13 protein-coding genes are annotated in these 17,496 nt (G+C 36.5%); 5 read left to right on the forward strand and 8 right to left on the reverse strand.

Annotated elements, in window-relative coordinates:
- The first annotated feature begins 124 nt into the window (after positions 1-124).
- The 3 genes from WD048_04400 (at position 125) to WD048_04410 (ending at position 4,757) form a co-directional block, all read left to right on the forward strand.
- Positions 125-3,703 (forward strand): PKD domain-containing protein, encoded by a 3,579-nt coding sequence (locus WD048_04400; GenBank protein MEX0811435.1) that lies wholly within the window; start codon positions 125-127, stop codon positions 3,701-3,703.
- On the forward strand, positions 3,703-3,909 hold the full coding sequence (locus tag WD048_04405) for a hypothetical protein (GenBank protein ID MEX0811436.1): 207 nt from the start codon (positions 3,703-3,705) through the stop codon (positions 3,907-3,909). Before WD048_04400 ends, WD048_04405 begins: the two co-directional genes overlap by 1 nt.
- A 110-nt stretch (positions 3,910-4,019) precedes the next feature.
- Entirely contained in the window at positions 4,020-4,757 is a 738-nt protein-coding gene (locus tag WD048_04410) for an MIP/aquaporin family protein (protein MEX0811437.1), read from the forward strand.
- Positions 4,758-4,843: 86 nt separating this feature from the next.
- Here the strand turns inward: WD048_04410 and WD048_04415 are convergent, their stop codons facing one another.
- Positions 4,844-7,156 (reverse strand): O-antigen ligase family protein, encoded by a 2,313-nt coding sequence (locus WD048_04415; GenBank protein MEX0811438.1) that lies wholly within the window; start codon positions 7,154-7,156, stop codon positions 4,844-4,846.
- An 89-nt stretch (positions 7,157-7,245) separates the two neighbouring features.
- Positions 7,246-8,466: an O-antigen ligase family protein gene (locus WD048_04420; GenBank protein MEX0811439.1), complete on the reverse strand. Its 1,221-nt coding sequence runs from the start codon at positions 8,464-8,466 to the stop codon at positions 7,246-7,248.
- A gap of 60 nt (positions 8,467-8,526) precedes the next feature.
- Here WD048_04420 and WD048_04425 point away from each other — a divergent pair, with 60 nt between their 5' ends.
- Positions 8,527-9,306 (forward strand): hypothetical protein, encoded by a 780-nt coding sequence (locus WD048_04425; GenBank protein ID MEX0811440.1) that lies wholly within the window; start codon positions 8,527-8,529, stop codon positions 9,304-9,306.
- Here the strand turns inward: WD048_04425 and WD048_04430 are convergent.
- The 6 genes from WD048_04430 to murQ all read right to left on the reverse strand — a co-directional run bounded on the left by WD048_04430 (position 9,277) and on the right by murQ (position 15,671).
- The gene (locus WD048_04430; protein MEX0811441.1) at positions 9,277-10,398 is read right to left on the reverse strand and encodes a glycosyltransferase; all 1,122 of its coding nucleotides are present in this window, start codon (positions 10,396-10,398) and stop codon (positions 9,277-9,279) included. The genes WD048_04425 and WD048_04430 overlap by 30 nt on opposite strands.
- Positions 10,399-10,405: 7 nt before the next feature.
- Positions 10,406-11,503 (reverse strand): glycosyltransferase, encoded by a 1,098-nt coding sequence (locus WD048_04435; GenBank protein ID MEX0811442.1) that lies wholly within the window; start codon positions 11,501-11,503, stop codon positions 10,406-10,408.
- The gene (locus WD048_04440; GenBank protein MEX0811443.1) at positions 11,503-12,798 is read right to left on the reverse strand and encodes an O-antigen polymerase; all 1,296 of its coding nucleotides are present in this window, start codon (positions 12,796-12,798) and stop codon (positions 11,503-11,505) included. The genes WD048_04435 and WD048_04440 overlap by 1 nt, the downstream gene beginning before the upstream one ends.
- A gap of 56 nt (positions 12,799-12,854) precedes the next feature.
- The gene (locus WD048_04445) at positions 12,855-14,117 is read right to left on the reverse strand and encodes an oligosaccharide flippase family protein (protein MEX0811444.1); all 1,263 of its coding nucleotides are present in this window, start codon (positions 14,115-14,117) and stop codon (positions 12,855-12,857) included.
- A gap of 168 nt (positions 14,118-14,285) precedes the next feature.
- A complete protein-coding gene (locus WD048_04450; protein ID MEX0811445.1) occupies positions 14,286-14,858 on the reverse strand; it encodes a hypothetical protein in 573 nt (190 codons plus the stop codon).
- A gap of 3 nt (positions 14,859-14,861) precedes the next feature.
- A complete protein-coding gene (gene murQ / locus WD048_04455; GenBank protein MEX0811446.1) occupies positions 14,862-15,671 on the reverse strand; it encodes an N-acetylmuramic acid 6-phosphate etherase in 810 nt (269 codons plus the stop codon).
- 132 nt (positions 15,672-15,803) lie between these two features.
- Between murQ and WD048_04460 the strand changes: the two genes are divergently transcribed.
- The gene (locus WD048_04460) at positions 15,804-17,480 is read left to right on the forward strand and encodes a S41 family peptidase (GenBank protein MEX0811447.1); all 1,677 of its coding nucleotides are present in this window, start codon (positions 15,804-15,806) and stop codon (positions 17,478-17,480) included.
- Positions 17,481-17,496: the final 16 nt, after the last annotated feature.

The raw sequence follows: 17,496 nt of genomic DNA on the forward strand, positions 1-17,496 counted from the left end.
TTTCTTTCAAAGGTACAAAATAAATACGTCATATTATACTTAACTTAACACTAGTTCAACAGTAGAATATTCAGTTGATGCTGGCAGTAACTGGAACAATGCACCTTCAAATTTCAGCATACCTTTGAGCTGGGAAACCAGGGCTATTGATTTCTCGTCTATTCCAGCTGTCAATGACAATCCCGATTTTCAAATACGGATTACTTTAGATGATGCTTCATCCCCAGGTACTGGAAACAACAAGTATGATAATATCAAATTAAATGGCGACCTAATTGTGGCCTGTCCTTCAAGTGATGACTTTTCAATGTCCACTGCAACAGGCACATATGATTCCAGCAGTTTTGTTGGTGTAAGCGGGGTAGAGTGGATTTACAATGATGCACGGGACGAAGGTACTTATGGTATTGATGCTGAAGGCTTAATTCTAAGAAGGGCAGGCAGCAGTTCTATTGAAGCATTTATTCCGGGTGGAATGGGGGTGTTTTCATTTGAGTACCGCAAAGCATTTACCAACAGCAATGAGCGCCAATTGGAGTTATTGGTGGATGGCCAGCAAGTGGCTGTTTCTCCTGAATTTGGGGCTTTTTCTGGTGCTGATGCTACCGTTTATACTTTTTCACATCCCGTAAATACACTGGAAGATGTAAACATAACAATCAAAAATGTTGGGACAACTGCTACTAACAGGCATGTTACCATTGACAACATCAGTTGGGATTGCCCTGTGGTCTATCACTGGCTGCCAACAAGCGGCACACACGATTATAATATTGCTTCCAATTGGGATCCGCCCAGAAATACGCCTGAAAACCACGATATCCTGATTTTTGACAGTGGCGGAAGTTCTGTTGCAAATAATGTAGCTACAGACACTGTAGGTCAGGTGATTGTGGAAAATACTGATATAAGTTTTATGCTTGTTTCCGGCTTTGGAGCACAGGAATATACCATACAGGGTGTTCCGGGGGCTGATGATTTTAAAGTAGATTTAAACAGTGCTTTTACATTCGATTCAGATGTAGATTTTGATTTGCTGATTGCCCAGGGCGCTACTGCCGAAATTTATGGAGACATAACGATGACTTCCTCTGGCAATTCTGCCAATCACCGCTTTTTAACAGAAGATATTGGATCAGTTGTTTTTAAAAACGGGGCCAGTTTTACCCAGGGTCCGCAAAGCGGGGGTAATGTATTCGGTACTTCAGGCGATAACAATGTGGTGGTATTTGAATCCGGATCGGTTTATATTGAGCGATCAGGAGGCAATCCTTTTGGAAAAACACAGCCCGATTCAAAAGTAGAGTTCCAGACAGGCTCAACATACAGGCATGAAAAAGGTGTTATTCCTTCTATTGCAGGCAGGGCTTATGCCAATATGGAATTCAATTTCAATGGTACTTTAGGATTTTTAAGCGGTTCCGTATCGGGTGTTGATTTGACTTGTGATGATTTTACAATTTTACAGGGCGATCTGGATTTTAATTATTCTACAATCAATGCGCCACTTAATCTGAACATCAACGGAGACCTTAGCATAGCTGCCGGCTCCAACCTTTATTTACAGCCCGATGATGTTGCGGCTTCCTCATCTATCAGGCTTATGGGTTCTGCTACCCAAAATATCAGCGGGGCAGGAAACATCCACATTGGCCAATACGGTAAACTGGAAATCGGCAATGACATTAATCTCAATTCACCTTTAAACATTTATGGATTGCTTGAGCTGCAATCGGCTGTAATCAATACCAATAACAACCTGACCATTGCGTCAGACTCTGAATCTACCGGCATAATTGATGATTTTTCTGCCGGATATACGGGTACATTAAATGGAGATGTAACGGTGGAGCGTTACGTAACCAACCCGAATAATGGTTTTCATTTTGTTGGCTCTCCAGTAGCTGCTGCAAATTTGAGCGATTGGGGAGGGGAGTTTAGTATTTCAGCAACAAATGGCGGCAGCAATAATGCCCAGGTAATTCCCGCAGCGGATTGCTCGGATACAGTAATTGCTGCCAATTCGCCCTATGGCGGCCTGTTTGATTATCGTGAAGACCAGGTTACAGATTGTCGTTTTTCAGGTTGGCATGTGCGTACCTCTGGAACGGTACTTAACGCACAGGGTTTTGCCGGAATTATTCCCAGTGGCACAACAATAGATTTAAGCGGACTTGCCAATACAGGTAATATCACTTCTTATGATTTGACCCGGACCAATACAAATACAAGCACCCACCAGGGTTTCAATATGCTGGCGAATCCTTATCCTTCGCCCGTAGAATGGACAGATGTTGCGACAGCCAATACGGGCATTGACGGTACGGCTTATTTATTTGAAACATCGGGGGCATACAATGGTACTTTTCAAACCATCAATGATATAACTGGAGGGACGATTGGTTCTTCACAAGCTTTTCAAGTTGAAGTGCTGAATATTGGCAGCACCAATGTGGATTTTATCAACAATATGCGCAGAACAACCGGTAACAATGATTTTTTAAGGCAATCACAACCTTATGACAGTCGCCTGATCCTTGAATTGCAGGGCAATGGTTTTGCCGATAGAACCATTGTGGCTTATGCCGATGATTTTACTTCCGGCTACGACCGCAGTTTTGATGCTAAAAAATTAAAAAGCAATCACGGACAACCGACCATTTACACCTTTTCAAACCCCGATATTGAAAAACAAAGCATCAATGCCATTGCCAACAGTGATAAGTTTCAGGTATTGCCAATAGGGTTTATTGCAGGTACTTCAGGAAATTATACTATTACAGCATCAGACCTGAATACCTTTGATCCGATGGAAATGCTTTTCATGGAAGACCTGAAGGAAGGTATTGTTCACAATCTGCGGGAAGGGGATTACAATTTTAACGCCAATAAAAATGAGGCTCATCATCGTTTTAATTTGCACTTAATGCCTGCTCCGGAAATTGTTGGTCAAAAAGTGAACTGTGATCTTGAACCCGGAAGTATCCATGTGGATTTTTCAGGTTTTCAAATCAATGGCCAAAATTTTGACTGGGACAAATTGCAATTAAAAGATTCGCTGGGAAATCCGCTTCAGGAAGTTCAAAATCCTGCCAATCTTGTTCAATTCCCGAATTTACAGGCAGGTGAATATGAGTTGTATCTGGAAATGGGCAATTACAATGCGAATAAAATTATAGAAATTGAAGCACTGGCTTTTGTAGAAGCAGATTACAATATGGACAAAACAGTTGCTGAACCCGGAGAAACTGTAGCTTTTACCAATTTAAGTTTCGGGGCGGCTGATTATGAGTGGGATATGGGAGATGGCACTGTGCTTTATAATTCTCTGAATCCTACGCATACTTATTTGGATGAGGGCATTTATACAGTGACTTTAAGTGCAAACTCTGATGATTGTACGGATCAATTCAGTAGTAATATTGAGATCAGGAGTAAAGCAACTTTCATTGCCGACCTGGAAGGAAATGCTGTGCATATTTACAGTTATGCATCTACAATTGTTGTGGAAGGCGAGAACCTGGCTGAAAAGGACATCAGGGTATTCAATATGCTGGGACTGGAAATGAATATCGACTACAATCAGCGGACAGCCAACAGGGCAGAAATACAGATGCCTATGGCTGCAAGTGGTGTGTATTTTGTAAAGGTGCAGGGTAATAGTAAAGTATATTCCTCACAGGTATTTATTGAATCTAATTAATGAAGCCCAAAACAAACAACTTGATGAAAAGCCTTATTATAATTGCCTTATTCTCATTGCTTTGTCCGGCTCTGCTGATGGCAGGTGGGGTAGGGCCACCTCCAAACCCTATGGGCGTTCCGCTTGATGGGGGCGTAAGTGTTATTCTGCTTGCTGCCGGGGCTTATATCGGTTACCGGGCATTGAAGAAGGATGATGAGAAGTGAGGGTTTTCACAATTCAAACAATTTTTAGACAGGCAACTTCTTTGTTTTTACTTCTGCATCTTTTATGAAGTATTAGCGCAATTCCCGATATTGCCCCAAATTTTTGAAAAATGAGCGAATTTACGGCTGAATTAATTGGAACCATGCTACTTGTGCTTTTGGGTTGTAGCGTTGTGGCCAATTGTGTACTTGAGAAGACCAAAGGAAACGGAGGTGGCTGGATTGTAATAACCACAGGCTGGGCATTGGGCGTATTTGTGGGTGTAACGGTAGCGGCCCCATATAGCGGAGCGCACATCAATCCGGCAGTAACGCTCGGCTTGGCTATGATAGGCTCCTTCCCCTGGGAAAGCGTTCCTTTATTTATTTTGGCCCAAATGTTGGGAGCTGCCCTTGGAGCATTTATTGTTTGGCTTTTTTATCAGCAGCATTTTGAAGTTACCGAAGATCATGATACCAAGTTGGCTGTTTTCAGCACTATTCCTGCCATTAGAAATCCAATCAAAAATTTGATAAGTGAAGTGGTAGGCACTTTTGTCTTGGTGTATGCTGTGTTGCACGTAGCAGAGCCTGAAATTAGTACTGAAGTGGGAAAGGTTTCCAAAGTGGGAATGGGTTCGTTGGGGGCTATCCCGGTAACATTGATCGTTTTGGGCATTGGGCTTTCCCTGGGAGGGACAACCGGATATGCCATAAATCCGGCAAGGGATTTAGGTCCGAGGATAATGCACAGCATTTTGCCCATATCGAACAAGGGCAGCAGCGACTGGGCCTACGCTTGGGTGCCGATTGTAGGGCCGCTTTTGGGAGCTGGTGTTGCCGTGGTTTTGACTTTGCTATGTGGGTGATGTTTTTGCAAGAGAAATTATTTATTGCTCAGTATTCCAGAAAATATTGAGATTCGACTGGAAATTACCTGTAAGAAATAACAATTTCATTCAAGACTGTTTTGATTTGGGCCATTTATTGCCCCATTTTTCTTGGCAAATGAAGAAATAAACAATGCATTGAAAAAGGCAAATGCTACCATGCCCATTTGGGTTTCAAAAAGGGATTCTGCCATCATATAGAGTATGATTGTCGCTAAAAAGAGCAAGTATGTTTTGCTTTTATTCTTGAATGCTACATTAAAGCAATAAATGAAAATTAAAAGCAAGCTCAGAAAACCAAAAATTCCCGTTTGTAAAAAGTTTTCTAAAAATTGATTATGACAATTGTATCTGTTTTTAATACCTTTTTTATAATCAATGAGTTTGTAGCGCTTTTCTAATACATTCATTGAATTGCCAACTCCCGTACCAAAAAGCCAATTTTCTTTGATCTGGACTATTGCTTCATGCCATATAATGCTTCTGGGCAGACGATTCTCTATGGATATATTTTCATGATTAGTGATTTGCCATATCAAATTATCAACTTTATTATTCAGGAATGGTACTTGATAATACCCAAACAGGGCATATATTGCTATAATAGACACAACGGTTAATCTTTGTAATTTGCTTTTACAGATAAAAAACACAGCTGTTGCCAAACTTAAGAATAATGCAACATAACCCAATTTGGAACCGAATAGAACCACCATTGATATTAGGACAAAAAGTATAGCCAGGTGTATGTATTGCCAGATTTTGTTTTTGAGTTTATGAAAATTCACAGAAAGGAATATTATTGCCAGATTAAAATAGAGAGAATGTGTGATTGGATTTGCTTTGACATGACTCAGTAAATCACTGTAAAAAAATGCTTCCCAACCTAATTTATGAAATGAGAAAAATGCGTGGTATAGTATATAAATGCTGAATCCAAAACATCCATAGACGTAAGACCGGAGTATAATTTCAGGTTTTATATTGATAATTTTTCTAAGCTCGAAAAACGGCAACCAAAATATTAATATCAGAAATTTTAATGAAAGTGAATTGCCTCCTTTAGTTGGGAAAACTAAATAATGGATGGTGTAATAAATAACCACTAAAAGAACTAGTATCGAGTAAGGATGCTTTAAAAATTTAAGGCTTTCAGATTTAAAAATGATATGGAAATCCTGTCTTTTTCTTATGAAATTACTGATTATCAGCAGGACAAATGAAAACAGGATCAATATTGTAGGGATACTGGTAGATACTCGATGAAAAGGAATGGATATTGCCAGTATAAAGAATGAAAGTGCGAAAAAGAACTCATATACCATTGGATTATTCAGTTCTTCTTTAATTTTTATGGCTTCATTAAATACGGTTTTTTTAGGGAGTTTTTTCCTGTATTGATTAAAAATGAAATAGTCCAGTGCTATGAGTAATGCAATATAGGTAAGGATAATAACAAATACGATTCCCGTATTTCCAATGTTTTGAACGCTAAGTGCAAAAATAATTAATAGTGCACTAAGGCCACTTAGCAATAAACTGATTTGAATATGGGATAAGCCAAGCCTTAGCAGCAAGTGGTGCAGATGGTTCCTGTCGGCCTTGAAAGGAGATTTTTGCAGGTAAAATATTCTTAGTGTGAAAAGCCTTAGAGTGTCCATTATTGGAATAGACATAGCTGCAATTGCTAACCCAAATGGTGAGATCAACTTCAGGGATGTTTCGCTGCCCAAATTTTGGTTGTATTGAATAAAAAGAATAGAAAAATAGGCTATAGAAAGCCCCATTAGCATTGAGCCATTGTCGCCCAAAAAAATCTTTGTGTTGAATAAATTGAACTTTAAAAAAACCAGTATTGAAGCACTCATGGCAAAGCAGATATAGGCATTGTTTTCAAATCCTGCAGCATAAAACCAAACCCCAAAACACATTATAGCTACCACAGAGAGCATTGCCGACAAGCCATTTATGCCATCTATAAGGTTGTAAGCATTGATTATAAAGACGATAAATACCAGGCTAATAATTTTCACGATCTCATCACTAATGGCCAATTGGGTGAAATAAGAAGAGTGGTGTACATCTGCAAAATATACAAGTAATGCAGCAGAGAGTATTTGAAAGAAGAATTTTTTGGCAGCATTCAAGGGTTTGATATCATCGTACAGACCAGTAAGAAACAGCAATGAAAAGGCAAGCAGCACAAAAATTTGAGGTAGAGGATTGCTAGGTTCCCAAAAAAATAAATTGCTTAGAATAAACACAATGTAAATCGGCACCCCCCCGAGCATTGAAATTTCTTTCTTGTGCCTTTTTCTTCCTCCGGCTTTCTCTTTTACATCGAATTTTTTTGAAAACTTTATTATTATTGGGATCAAAAGGAATGTTAAGCCTAATGACAACAGAGGTAGTAGTATATTTATATTGAGATTCAAATCAGTTTATAAAACAGGGGTTTGGAAAAGCACTATTTACTAAAAAAGTATTTATTATATAATAAGACTGTGAAAAAACCGAGAAACATGTTTCCCGATTGAGATTGTAATATAGATTCAATTAATGAAAAAACAAGTGCCATAAGCATGAAGAAAACAAGTGTTTTGTTCTCTTTTTTTATGGCAATAAAGAAATTAAAAACATAGAAAAGCAATAAGATGATAAAGCCTGAAATTCCTGTAGCCAGCCAATTTTCTAAAAACTGGTTGTGTGCATTGTAATGCAAGCGATACCCTTTTCCAAAACCTGACAGGTCGTGTTTGAGCCTTAAATGCACTTCTTTATAATCTCCAGTACCGTAGCCTGTCCAGGGCTTTTCCTTAATCAATGCAATACTGTTTTTCCAAATCATGGCCCTGTCATCAATTTCATATGTTTTAACAGCGGTGGCAGGCATGGTAAAAGATTTAATCATTTTATCAAACCGCTCATTAATAAAATCTACTTTCCATACAATTAGAAAAAGAACAAATGAAATGCCGAGTAAAAGGATCATTTTTTTTACCCCTTTAAAATAATTAAGTACAATACCAACAAAGACTAAAAACAATAGGATTATACCCAGGCGCGATGATAAAAGTATAATGGAAATCGAAAATAAAAATATAATGCTTAGCAATAAATACCATCTTTTACGAAAGATAGAATTGAATTTATTATTCAATAGCCAATAGGCTCCAAATACTATATATACACTTAAATACGTAGGATGGTGTATTGTAAACCATAGCAATTCCTGATTCATTGCTAGAGTACTATTAGCAGCCAGATTATAAGTGAAAATTGCAAGTACAAAAGCAGAAATAATTGTGCAGGAAGCGATATAGGTAGTAAAAATCTTTTCAATTGATTTTTGTGGCAATTCCTGTTTTATACAAAAACAAAGGGGAAGTAATAGTAATGGCAGCTTAATCCTCATGTCATCTATAGCATAGACCTTAAATTCAGATACAAAATATCCCGGGATTAAAATTATGTACATTATAAATACAATCGCTAATAAGTAAAGATATCTGCACGGAATATTTGACAGTTTTCTCTTGCTACCGATTATCGTTCCCAGTAATATCAATGTCAAAGCTATTGTAGTAGCAATCTTATGTAGTGGAATTAAAACGGCCATTAGCAGACACCCTATTAGGAATAATTGGTCGCCTGCGTTGGATATTTTTTTGATTTTTTGGCCGGTCATTAAAGAAGGAATCCAGAATTGAGATTAGTGTTATATTTGCACAAAATTAACCTAAAGTTTATGCAAGATAAAGAACTTGATTTAGGAGATGTAATTAAAATTTCTTCGAATTTTCTTAAAAGCAATATTTGGTATTTTGTGTTTTTTATTGTCTGTGGTGTTGTTTTAGGGGGGGTGAAATACTCCTTTGAGAATGATGCTTATAAAACAGATATATATGCAAAATCAGAGTTCTTGCCTTTAGAGTTGATCAGTGGAGAAATAAGCAGTATCAATGATTTGATCAAAAGCAATGATTACGATAACCTATCGAGTATTTTTAATAATCCTTCTTTAGATAGTATTGAGATAGAAAGTATTTCTTTTAAGACTGTATATGATGAAGATAAGTTTTTCATGATTCAGGTTAAGTCGACTGGTAAGGAGAATTTGAATGACGAAATTGTTTCTTCATTTAAAGAAATTTTAACCGAAAATCTATTCATTGCAGAATTTCTCCAAAACAAAAAAGATAAAACAGAAACACTTTTAGAAAATCACATTCAACAAAAAGAAAACCTCAATAAGATATATCAACAAATTGAAAATGACTTGAAAGTAAACAAACCGAACTCAATTATTATAGAGCCTGGAAGTATTGCCATAGATATTCTGGAAATAGAATCTGAAATTTTTGAATTATCAGCTAAATTAAAAAGAGAGGGAGCATTCAACATAGTGGATATTATTCACTCAATTCAAAAGCCGTCTTTACTAAAGGAAATGGCTTCATCAATTATTATTGTGCTTTTTGCTGGAACAGTTTTGCTCTTAGCTTATAAATTTATCAGACTCTCTTAGTACATCTTGGTATATTGAGTCCATCAATTCTACATTTCTTTTCCAGTCGTATTTTTCCAATACCCGTTTTCGGGCACTTTTCCCCATTTGTTTGGCCAAATTGGGATCTTCAATAATTTTCTCAATAGCTTCCAAAGCAGCAGTTGGGTTTTCAGCGGGTACTACAAAACCAGTGTTTCCCTGGTTAACAACCTCTGGTAAACCTCCTACATTGCTCACAACTACAGGCACTTCGCAAGCCATTGCTTCAATAATTGCGACACCAAAACTTTCTGACCTGCTCAATGCAAGATAAACATCAAATTGACTGATATACTCCGGTATTTTATGATTGGGGATATTCCCGGAAAAGACCACCTTGTCTACAATTTGCTTTTCTTTGGCCATTTTTTTATAAACTTCAGATTTACTGCCATCTCCTGCTATGTAGAGTTTAAAATTAGATTCAGGTCTTTTTTTAATCAACAATTCAAAGGTTTCCAATAAAGTATCAATACCATATTTGTATTCCAATGCTTTTACCGTACCAATTATGATTTCGTTTCCGGGAGGTTTCTCCCTTTTTTTAAAAACATCCGTATCAACACCAAAAGGCGTGATTTCCACTTTTTTATCAGTATATTTTTTGGTTTCAATACCCATTACTTCAGAAGTGGAAAGAATGCGGTCTGCTTTTTTTAAATTGTATTGGATTATCTTTTTAAAGATAAAGTTGTGGTTGGGAAAATCATATATATCACTTCCCCATACGGACAGAATAAATGGGTGAAAACCACAAAGCGCACCTAAAATCCCATAGCTTGATGCATAATGGGCATGGAGTATATCTGGCTTGAAATCATTGATTATTTGTTTTATAGTTGGAAGCGCCTTGATGTATTTAAGCTTCACCAGGGCTCCTTCACCGCTCTTGAAAATTTTATCTTTTAGCTGCAATGTCTTAATACTCAGACTTTCGCTATTTGGATAATTTTCTTTATTGAAACTTTTAAGCGAAAAGACATTGATGGTATATCCCCTGTCCAATAATGCATTTACCCATTTAATGGTATGTACGGAAGAGGCATCTGCTAAAATCAGTAGTTTTTTCATACCAGCCTTATTCACTTGTCAATGTTTTTATTATTGTGTTCACACGTGCTTCCCAGGTAATATCAGAATGTATTTTTTTAATATTGTTTTGTTTTTCTGCAATGCTTTCGGGGTTATTAAGAATAGCATTGAAAGTGCTCTCTATAGCTTTTTCATTATAATCAACCACCCAGCCCACATTGTGTTCATCTACGAATTTTGCTGCACGTGTACCTTTTGAAGCTATAACAGGAATTTGAAAGGATAAATAATAAAAAAGTTTTAATGGTAAAACAAAACTCCAATAATCCGTGGGTTTTACAATAATTGAAGCTAAATCATAATTCGGCATTTTTTTATCCAATTCATCTCCTGATTGGTGTATTAAATGTATATTTTTTGAAGGTTGTAGGATGCTTTCATATTCGCTTTTTACAGCATTCCAATCTTCCTTTCTAGTACAGATACTGAAGTCAATTTTACTAAACGATTGTGCAGCATTAATGAATTCATGTAATTGATAAAGCTTACCTAGTCCACCTACATAAATGATCTTAAGTTGATTCTTAGGATTTTCAAAACTCTTGTGTTCAAATACCTGATCTACTCCTGGCGGCAGCTCTACTATTTTAATATTTTCATCAAGTCCGGGAATATACTTTTTCATCTCATAACTTTGCAAGAATAGAACATCCAATAGCTTATTGTATTTTTTAATGTCAAAATGATAGAAAAAATGGGAATAAGCTTTTTTAATGCCAGAAAGGGGATAGTGGGCAAAATTCCAATGAATGTCTCTATAATATAACCCTACCGGAATTCCATAGCTTTTGCAAAAGCTGAAGAACTCAAAATCCATGAATGGAGCACTTGGCAAATGATGTTTCTCTGTCAATAAAGTAGGGAGTGTAGAACTCTCTGAGTATAGCAGATCATATTTTTTCCCATTTTTAATTTCCCTTTTAATTCTATCAATCTGACTTCTCCTTTCTTTGTTGCCCCCCTTTACTACTTCTACATCATGTCCTAATCCAAGCATAGCATTCAGTATTTTTATTGGTCGAATATTCGTGCCTGAGGCAACATCTGTATTTATGGCAAATGGAATATGGAAAATTATTTTCATTATGTAAGCTTATTGTTTAAATATTTTGAAATGTAAAGTAACGTAGAAAACAGAAAGAAAATAAACAAGAAGCCTATATTGTATATATAATCATTAAAACCACCCTCGACAGCAGAACTATAGCAAAAGTACACGTAAAGCCCTATAATCACAGGTGTTTTAGATGACCTTAGGAAAAAGTAAAAAAGTGTTCCTATTAAAAAACCTATGTAGAATGGTGATAGAATTACTCCAAGTAATCCATAATTGGCCCAGGCTTCGCCTATAAAAAGTGAATTAATCACCCCTGCCGTTCCTGCTTCAACAGCTTGGGGATTTATTGTCTCCATTATTATTCTTGAAGACCTTTCAGAATGTTCAACAGAAAACAATTCCACAAAAGTTGATAAGCTTCTATTACCTATAAATTCATGAATACTTCCAAAATATTCGAAGGAGAAAAATGTGCCGGCAATATTTGAAAAAACAGTTCTTCCTATTACCCCATGGTTGTATGTCAATATCGCCTGTTCAAAATTGATGTTTGTAGTTTCAGAATAAAACATGAGAATTACACTGAAAAATACAATGACCAATAGCATAAAGTATCTGAGCTTGATTCTTCCATGCACATAAGTGAAGTAAAAAATAAAACCGATTAGAAAAAGTGCTGCCGGAGACTTTTGCAGATCATAGGACAAGATTAACAAAGAAGCGATTAACATTATTACAAACCATGCCAGGTCAAGGCTGTTCCTGCTTTTATTGTAATATGCCCAGGAAATAAAGGCTAATATCGGAAGGAGATTGATTGCAAAAATGTTTTTTATATAAACATTTGCATCAAATTCCCTGCCTGCTTCTTGCCTCAGCCGTGCCAGGTTTTCACTGTCGTTTATCATTTCCAGCAGTGGTATGGTTCCAATATGATAAAAAGTATAAATTAGTGAAGCTATCCCGACAAAAGACAGCAAGTACAAAAGTGACTTTAAGATAATTTCATTCTTTGGTAAGTAGTTGACAATTGGCTTTTCAGCTATGTTTGCAAGTACTGATTTCACACTTTTTATTTGAAATAGCTTTTTTGAAAACAACATCCCCAAAGGAACCATAACCATGGAATACATGATTGCCGCCCATCCTACATATCTTGTCTCATCATTTTGTATCTTATTTATAAGGTAATGGTTGTCCAATTCAAGTACTATCATAACAGACCCAATAAAGGACATCAGCAGTAAAGGGACATAAAAAACATAAGTAAGCATATTCAGTCTGAGCAATGAGATATTGCCAGCAGCTTTTTTGAAAAGCAAAAAAGAGCATATTAATACTATAGCACTAATGATTAATATAACTAAACTGCCCAAGTTTATTGTTTCACTGTTAATTTTGAGGTCATAAAAATTCCCAACAAATAGGAAACTGACCTAGAAAGTGCAAATATAATTAAGGCACCGGTAATAGTTTTGAAAATATAATATCCTACAAAAATAGAAACAGTTGAACTGATAAAGAACAGCACTTGCCAGAGAAGTTCCTGTTTCTGTTTCTCTCTAATCAAAAACATATTATTAAATGGAGCTGATACAAACTGAAATAGAAATAAAACAGCTAGGATTTGGGCGTAATTACCAGCTGTTTCCCACTCAGTGCCAAAAACCAGTTTGAACAACCAGGGCGAGAGAAAGAGTAGTATTAAAAAAGGTATAATACCTGCAATCAATAATCCCCAAAATGTTTGTTTATAGATTTTCTTGCAATTTCCATCTTTATTGAGGTCATCTACTGCTTTTTGTCGGAAAACATCACCTACTGACCTAGAAACAATTGATACAGGCAGCATAATAGCCCTTTGGGTAAGACCGAAAAAACCAATTTCAGTTTCATTAAAATAAAAGGCCAAAATAATTGGAGGACTATTGAGCGCAATGGAATTGAGTAAATGCGCTGACATCAAATACTTAGGAAAAAGAATGTATCTTTTGGCCACACTTTTTATTTCATTCAATTTATAGCTTAAAAAATCTGATAGCTTAAAAGTGGAAATTAGAATTATATAGGATACAAACAGGCCGGTAAGTTTTGCAGCTATTAGTCCCAAAGCTTCAAGTTTAAAAAAGCCCAATACAATTTGAAGTGTACCGGAACTTAGGTTACTAGCCACTTTAGAAAAAGACATTCGCTTGTATTTTTCAATTTTATTGGCCCAGTGGTAGGCTGATTGATCAGAGGCCATAAGCAAAACTCCAATGGGTATCAGATAAACGAATGGAATTAAACCCTCAATATTTAAGATTGAAAGTACAGGAGCACCAAAAAAATGAACAATAACAAAGAGGAAAGCAGTGAATAATATAATCAGCGATTGGCTTAAAACGGTAAGTCTTTTGCTGGTTTCTATTTCACTGGGGATGACTATGGCCTTTTCATACCTGCCTGTTGAGATAGTAAGTAATATGGTAATAACGCTGATGTAAATAGCAAAAACACCAAAACTTGCAGGATCATAGAGTCTTGTAATTACCGGGCTAATTAACAGAGGGATGGACTGAGACAGTGCAGTGCCTGAAATCAATATTCCGGCATTTCTGAAAAAAACAGATTTTTTTAAAGAATTTATTCGTTCTTTCAATTAATTGAAATTATTCTAGCAGATAGAAGTTTAAATTTAGAAAGTAAAAATCCGAAAAAATAATTTAGTGTTTTGGGTGAAATATCTTGATGAATTTTTTCAATGTAAATGTAATCTGCAGAACCAAGGTATAGGGCAAAATATTATGTTCTTAAGCTATTTTTAAACTCACCCCAAAGCCTTAATAATCAAGTGATCTACGACTGTGTATAAATGCAGGGGCTTTAATTTACGCCATTTCAGGTCATTCAGGTGCTCATTAAAATTCAGGTGAAAATGAAGTTGATCTTCCTGCATAGCCTCAATTACATGTTTTCGGAAATTAACCATAGCTATCCAGCCACCTTCATCAACGATGTCCTGAAACCATTCTTCATAGTAGCAATCGTCTGAAGCGTGAAAATTCAGTACATTTTCACCTATAAGAATAAAGCGTTGAATGCCTTGCTTTATCATAGGGTCAATAATGTCTCGTTTAAGAAACATAATATCATTGTTCAGGCAGTCATTCCACTCCCCAATCAGCTCTATAATACAAAACTGCTCTTCGTAATTGGCATACAGGATTTTCAAATAAAGGGTATTGGAACCGAAATAATCCCATTGCGGATGAATGTAGAAATTGTAGATCGTATTGGAAAATTCAAATTCACTGTAGGTTCTGCCGTATAGCGGAGAACGATCATCATCTTTAGATTCGTAGTAGTCCAACCATCTGTAATATGGCTCTAATTCGTGCATAAATCATTTATTCTTGTAAGCTGCAATGGCATTGCGTACGCTTTTGTTTTTCAGCAACAAAGCCTTTGCTTCATCATAATGAAGTTTTAAGGATTCAGCCACCATTTTTGTTCCACGATCTACCAATTTTTCATTGCTCAATTGCATATCCACCATTTTATTATCTTCCACGCGTCCCAGCTTAATCATCACGGAAGTGGATATCATGTTCAAGATCAGTTTTTGGGCCGTGCCGGCTTTCATGCGCGTACTGCCAGTAACAAATTCAGGGCCTGTAACGGCCACAACTGGAAAATCAGCATATTGGATGACCTTTGCATTTTCATTGCAGGTAATACATCCCGTTGCAATTCCATTTTTTTGGGCAATTTCCAAAGCCCCAACTACATAGGGCGTAGCGCCAGAAGCTGCAATTCCAATCAAAGAGTCCTTTTCCGAAATATTGTATTCCTGTAAATCTTTCCAGCCTTGGTTTTTGTCATCTTCGGCAAATTCCACGGCCTTTCTAATGGCAGTATCGCCACCGGCCATCAGCCCAATTACAAGTCCGTGATCTACACCAAAAGTAGGTGGGCATTCAGAAGCATCCACTATGCCCAATCTGCCGCTCGTGCCAGCTCCAATATAAAACAGGCGACCACCTGCAAGCATTTTATCACTTATAGCTTCTACTAATGGCTTAATCTCCGGGATACAATTTTTTATAATTTTTGCTACCTTTTGATCTTCTTTATTGATGTTTTTTAGCAATTCCCCTGTATCCATTTTTTCCAGGTGACGATAATTTGAGCTACTCTCAGTTGTTTTGTCCATTTACTGCATCTTTTTAGGAAAAGAAATTGTTATCAAATCAAAAATATTGTTTCATTTTGAGAATTATCCCGGCTTTGTAGAATCATTTATCTTTGCCTGTGAATTTTTAAACTCTATTTCTACCGCTTTCATATGAGTAATAAAAAATACAGCTATTTACTTCCTTTAATTTTCGCGATTATTTTGATTGCGGGAATGCAACTTGGCTATAAGATACGGGGCAAAACCGAAAATAAAATGCCGCTCTTTAATATCAATAAGCAATTCAATAAAATTGATGAAATACTTGATTTTATTGAGGTTAAATATGTTGATTCTGTAGCGCTTAATGATATTGAAGATCAAGTATCAAGAGATTTAATGCGCGAGCTTGATCCCCATTCATTTTATATTTCCCAAAAAGAATTGCAAAGTGTAAATGAAAACCTTGAAGGCAATTTTGATGGTATTGGTATTGAATTCTATATCCTAAAGGATACTATAATTGTAGTTTCTCCAATTACCGGAGGACCATCGGAAACATTGGGTATACAAAGTGGCGATAAAATAATTACCATAGAAGATTCAATTGTTGCAGGAGTAGGTATAAGTAATCGTGAGGTGATACATTTGCTCAGAGGAGAAAAAGGCACAACTGTAAAAGTGGGTTTTATGCGTGGTAGAAATAGCGAAATCATAGAATACGACATTACCCGTGACAAAATTCCTATCACTAGTATTGAGGTGGCTTATATGGTAGATGATGAAGTGGGCTATATTAAAATCACCCGCTTTTCTGCGAATACCTACAAAGAATTTAAGAAAGCCCTTTCAATGCTTAAAGGACAGGGCATGAATGCATTGATCCTAGACCTTAGAAATAATCCCGGAGGCTACCTCAATGCAGCTACAATGATTTCCGATGAGTTTATAGATGGACGGAAATTATTGGTATATACAGAAGGAAAAGCTTATGAACGACAAGAATACACTGCAAGAGTGAGTGGTTTATTTGAAAGTGAAGATCTTGTTATACTTATAGATGAAGGCTCTGCTTCTGCAAGTGAAATTCTGGCAGGAGCTGTTCAGGACTGGGATCGTGGTTTAATTATTGGTAGGCGATCTTTTGGAAAAGGATTGGTACAGGAGCAATATGAACTGGCAGATGGTTCTGCATTGCGGCTTACCGTTGCGCGCTATTACACACCATCCGGTAGAAGTATTCAAAAACCCTATAATGTTGATGACAAGGCCAGCTATCACAGAGAAATAAGCAAGCGATATGAAAATGGAGAAGTTTTTGAAATGACTGATTCGCTTGCTATACAAGCTCAGGATACGGTTAGGTTCTACACATCCAATGGCCGTCCTGTATATAGTGGTGGGGGGATTATGCCGGATATTATTGTGCCAATAGATACAGCAGATTATCTCATTTACTTTTCGGAGATAAGGGGCTATATACCGCAGTTTGTCTATGATTTTTATTCTGACAACCAGGACAGATTTTTGCCATACAGGGACTTAGATTATTTCAATAATAACTTTATGGTTTCTGAAATCATGTATGATCAGTTTATTAATTTTATAGAGAAAGAAGGGCACAGAATCAAAGAAGATGAACTTGAAGTACTCAAGCCCCAGGTCAATATTCTGATTAAGGCACACCTTGCAAGGCAGTTGTGGAAAAATGATGGTTTTTATCCACTATACAATTCTATTGATAATGTTTTTATTAAAGCTTATGAAATTATCAAAGGTGGATTGCAAAGAGAATATTTTATTTCTGAGCTTGGGAATGATAAGGAATCTAAAAACAGTAAGAGATAGAATAATTCAAAGGGAT

It is taken from the genome of Chitinophagales bacterium (assembly GCA_040877935.1).
In the GTDB taxonomy this organism is placed as follows: Bacteria; Bacteroidota; Bacteroidia; order Chitinophagales; family CAIOSU01; genus JBBDNB01.